Source organism: Streptomyces javensis (assembly GCF_039525925.1).
Lineage (GTDB): Bacteria > Actinomycetota > Actinomycetes > Streptomycetales > Streptomycetaceae > Streptomyces > Streptomyces asiaticus.
Window position 1 is genome coordinate 1 of record NZ_BAAAIF010000174.1, and the last position, 5,129, is coordinate 5,129.

Genomic DNA, 5,129 nt, shown 5'->3' on the forward strand with positions numbered 1-5,129 from the left:
GTGGCCGACCAGGCGCTCTGCCTGGGCGCGCAGCGCGGCAGGGGTCTTGGCGGACAGTACCCACGGCACCACCCCGCCCGTGGCCACCAGCCCAGGCACATCCGCGTCATCCGACTCCGCCTCAGCCACGGCGACTTCCGGCGCCTGCTCCAGGATCACGTGTGCGTTCGTCCCACTGATGCCGAAGGACGAGATCCCGGCTCGTCGCCGGCGGCCGGTCTCCGGCCACGCCCGCGATTCGGACAGCAGCGACACCGCACCCGAAGCCCAGTCCACCTTGCTGGTGGGCTCGTCGGCGTGCAGGGACTGCGGAAGCGTGCCGTGCTGCATCGCAAGCACCATCTTGATGAGGCCCGCGATGCCCGCGGCGGCTTGGGTGTGGCCAACGTTGGACTTCAGCGAACCGAGCCACATCGGCTCGTCCCCCGTGCGCTCCTGCCCGTAAGTGGCCAGGAGCGCCTGGGCCTCGATGGGGTCACCCAGGGCGGTGCCGGTGCCATGCGCCTCGACCGCGTCCACATCGGCCGCCGACAGCCCGGCGTTCGCCAGCGCCTGCCGTATCACCCGCTGCTGGGAGGGGCCGTTGGGCGCGGTCAGGCCGTTGCTCGCGCCGTCCTGGTTCACCGCCGTACCGCGGATCACGGCCAGCACCTCGTGGCCGTTGCGGCGGGCGTCGGACAGCCGTTCCAGCAGCACAAGGCCGATACCCTCGCTGAAGGTGGTGCCGTCGGCGTCCTCGCTGAAGGACTTGCTGCGGCCGTCGGGGGCGAGCCCGCGCTGGCGGGAGAAGCTGATGAAACCGCTGGGCTTGGCGATCACCGTCACGCCACCGGCGAGCGCCATCGAGCACTCGCCCGCCCGCAGCGCCTGTACGGCCAGGTGCAGCGCCACCAGCGACGACGAGCACGCCGTGTCCACCGTCACGGCGGGGCCTTCCAACCCCAGCAGATAGGCCACGCGACCGGAGGCCACACTCGTGGTGCTGCCGGTCATCAGGTACCCCTCCAACTCCGGCGGGGACGCCTCGGAGTGGCCGATGTACCCCTGGTCGATGACCCCGGCGAACACGCCGACGGCCTGCCCGCGCACGGACATCGGGTCGATGCCCGCCCGCTCGAACAGCTCCCATGAGGTCTCGGCGAGCAGCCGTTGCTGCGGATCCATCGCCAGCGCCTCACGCGGCGAGATGCCGAAGAACTCGGCGTCGAACTCGCCCGCGCCGCTGAGGAATCCGCCCTCTCGCACATAGGACTTGCCCACGGCATCCGGATCGAGGTCGAAGAGTGTTTCCAGATCCCAGCCCCGGTCCGAGGGGAACGGGCCGATCGCGTCCCGGCCCTGGGACACCAGATCCCACAGCTCTTCCGGGCCGGTGACCTTGCCGGGCAGTCGGCAGTTCATCGACACGATGGCCACCGGGTCGTCCGCCGGGTCCACCGCCGCGGCGCGTACCACCGCCGATGTCGACGGCGCGGCCGCGTCCCCGGCCGCCACGGACCGCAGATGCGCGGCCATCGCCTCCGGCGTCGCGTAGTCGAACACGACCGTCGCGGGCAGGCGCAGCCCGGTCGCGCCGGAGAGCCGGTTGCGCAGTTCCACCGCGATGAGCGAGTCCACGCCGATCTCGCTGAACGCACGCCGGGCGTCCACGGCGTCCTTCCCGGTGTGCCCGAGCACGGTCGCCGTGTGGTCCCGTACCAGGTCCAGCAGCAGCCGGTGCTGATCGGCCTCGGACAGCGCCGCCAGCCGGGCCGTGAGACCTCCCTCGGCCGATGCGCCCGCCAGGGAGCGCAGGGTGCGCCGGGTCGGCCGGACGAGGCCGGTGAGCAGGGGCGACACATCGCCCGGAGCGGGCCCGCCGCGCTGCGCGCCGGACTCCGGCTTCGTGGTGTCCAGCTTCGCCGGGACGACCAGGGACAGCCCCAGGCCGAGGGCGCTGTCGAAGAGGCTCAGCGCGTGTTCGGTGCTCATCGGGCGGACGACACCGTGTTTGCCGCGATCCCGGTTCGCCGTGACCAGCGCGGCGGACAGATCGCTGGTCTCCGCCCACAGGCCCCAGGCCAGGGACAGCCCGGCCAGCCCCGCCGCGCGCCGCTGCTGTACGAAGGCGTCGAGGAAGGTGTTGGCGGCGGCGTAGTTGGCCTGGCCCGCGTTTCCGAGGATTCCGGCGGCGGAGGAGTACACCGCGAAGAGAGCCAGGTCGTGGCGGTGCGTGAGGTCGTGCAGATGGGTGACCGCGTCGACCTTGGGGCGGAAGACGGTGGCGATGCGGTCGGGGTCGAGGGTGGTGACGATGCCGTCGGCGAGGGCGCCGGCGGTGTGCACGACACCGGTGAGGGGGTGGTCGGCCGGAACGTCGGCCAGGAGAGGCGCGAGTTGGCCACGGTCGGCGATGTCGCAGGCGGCGATGCGCACCCGCGCGCCGAGCGCGGTCAGCTCGTCGTGGAGGTCGGCCGCGCCGGGTGCGTTCGGCCCCTGGCGGCTTGCGAGGACCAAGTGGCGTACGCCGTGGCGGGTGATGAGATGGCGGGCGATGGCGGAGCCGAGGGTGCCGGTGCCGCCGGTGACCAGGACGGTGCCCTCGGGGTCGAGGGCGCGGGGGAGGGTGAGCACGATCTTGCCGGTGTGGCGGCCCTGGCTCATCCAGCGGAACGCGTCGGGGGCGCGGGTGATGTCCCACGGCCGGGTGGGCAGCGGGGGGATCAGGCCCCGCTCGAACAGGTCCACCAGCTCGACCAGCAGCTCCTGGATGCGGTCCGGCCCCGCGTCCGCGCCCAGGTCGAACGCGCGATATGCGCGGTCCGGGTGGGCGGCGCTCACCTCGTCCGCGTCCCGGACGTCGGTGCGCCCCATCTCGATGAACCGGCCACCGGGGTTGAGCAGCCCCAGCGAGGCGTCGATGTGTTCGCCGGTGAGGGAGTTGAGGACGAGGTCGGCGGCGGGGAAGGCGCGGGCATAGGCGAGGTCGCGGCTGGAGGCGCGCCGCTCCTCGGGCACGCCGAGCCGGTCGAGGGTGTGGTGCTTCGAGGGGTGGGCGGTGGCAAGAACGGTGGCGCCGAAGTGGTGGGCGAGGTGTACGGCGGCCATGCCGACACCACCGGCGGCGGCGTGCACCAGCACCGTCTCGCCCGGCTGGACGTGGCCCAGGTCCCGCAACGCGTACAGCGCGGTGAGATAGGCGACCGGCACCCCGGCCGCCGCCGTGAACGACCAGTCGCGCGGCATCCGTACGACCGTCCGCCGGTCCGCCACCACCAGCGGCCCGAACGAACCGGGCAGCATGCCCATCACCCGGTCGCCCACGGCCAGGTCTGCCACTCCCGGGCCGACCTCGGTGACCACACCGGCGCCCTCGGTGCCGATCTCCGCCTCGTACATCCCGAGGGCGATGAGCACATCGCGGAAGTTCTGACCGGCGGCACGCACCGCGATCCGCACCTGGCCCGCCTCCAGTGGCGCCTCCGCCCGGGGGTGGGGCACCAGGGCGAGGTTCTCCAGCGTGCCGTGTTCGGTGACGTCCAGATGCCACGCGGTGGCCGCCGGTACCGCCAGTCCCGGGCGCGCACGCACCAGGCGTGGCACCCACGCGGTTCCACCGCGCAGCGCGAGCTGGGGTTCCTCCGTGGCCAGCGCGGCGGGCAGGGCCTCGGCCGACCGGTCATCGGTGTCGATGACGGACACCCGGCCCGGGTGTTCGGCCTGCGCGGCGCGTACCAGGCCCCACACCGCGGCGGCGGCCGGGTCGGTGACCTCGGCGTCGTCATGCACCGCCATGCCGCCCCCGGTGAGCACCACCAAGCGGCTGTCGGCGAGTCCGTCGTCGCTGATCAGACGCTGTATCGCGGCCAGAGCCCGGCCGGTCAGCACACGGGCGCGCTCCGGCAGTTCGCCGCCCTCCGTGCCGTACGCCCGGGTGTCGGCCACGACCACCGGCGGCCACGCGTCGTCGTCGTGCACGGCGTCCAGGTCCGCCCACGCCACCTCGTGCCGGGCGAGGGGATGCTCGGTCCACTCCACGGTGAACTGCGAGTCCGCGCCGGACGAGGTCGAGGTGTTGCGGAGCTGCTCCGCGGTGGTCTCCCTCAGCACCAGCGATCCGACGGTCACCACGGGCACACCGTGCGGATCGGTCGCGTGCAGTGACAGGTTGTCCGGTCCGGTGGAGGTGACCCGCACCCGCAGGGCGGTGGCACCGCCGGCGTGCAGCTGCACCCCGTTCCACGAGAACGGAAGATACGTCGCGCCACCGGGCTCGTTGCCCGGGCAGAAGTTGCTCGCGTGCAGCGCCGCGTCCAGCAGCGCCGGATGGATACCGAAGCGGCCCGCGAGTTCATGCTGCTCGTCGCCGAGGGTGATCTCGGCGAACACCTCACCGTCGTGGGTCCATGCGGCGGTCAGCCCGCGGAACACCGGCCCGTACTCATAACCCGCCTCGGCCAGGCGGTCGTAGAAGCCCTCCAGGGCAACGGGCTCCGCCCCGGCGGGCGGCCACTGCCGCTCCGCCTCGACGGGAGATTCGACGGGAGATTGGACCGGAGCGACCACCTGCGGGGACAGCACGCCCGAGGCGTGCTCGACCCAGGGCCCGGACTCGTCGCGGCGGGAGTAGACCCGTACCGCACGCCGCTCGTCGTCCTCGGCCGCGCCGACCAGGACCTGCACCTGAAGCGCACCGTCCTCGGGCAGTGGCATGGGCTGGCCGAGGACCAGTTCCTCCAGCACCGGGGTACCGGTCTCGTCCCCCGCACGTACGGCCAGTTCCACGATCGCCGTACCCGGCACCAGGGCGACACCCGACAGCATGTGGTCGGCCAGCCAGGACTGCGCCGACGGCGCCAGCCGCCCGGTGAGCAGCACGCCTCCGGTGTCCGGCACGCTCACCACGGCCCCCAGCAGCGGATGCGCTGCCTCGCGCAGGCCCACGGAACCGACGTCCCCGGGGTGGCCGGTGGCCGCCAGCCAGTAGTGCTGGTGCTGGAAGGGGTAGGTGGGCAGCGGCACCTTACGGGCCCCGGACCCGGCGTAGATGGCGGGCCAGTCCACGGGTGTTCCGGTGGTGGAGAGTTCGGCGAGGTGGGTGAGGAAGCGGGTGGGGGTGTCGTCGTCGCGGCGGAGGGTGCCGGTGATGG

At 73.0% G+C, this 5,129-nt stretch carries 1 protein-coding gene; it reads right to left on the bottom strand.

The window, feature by feature from the left end; translation table 11 throughout:
- Positions 1 to 5,129: SDR family NAD(P)-dependent oxidoreductase (locus tag ABD329_RS47220; RefSeq protein WP_344318185.1), on the bottom strand; the 5,129-nt coding region annotated here is incomplete at both ends.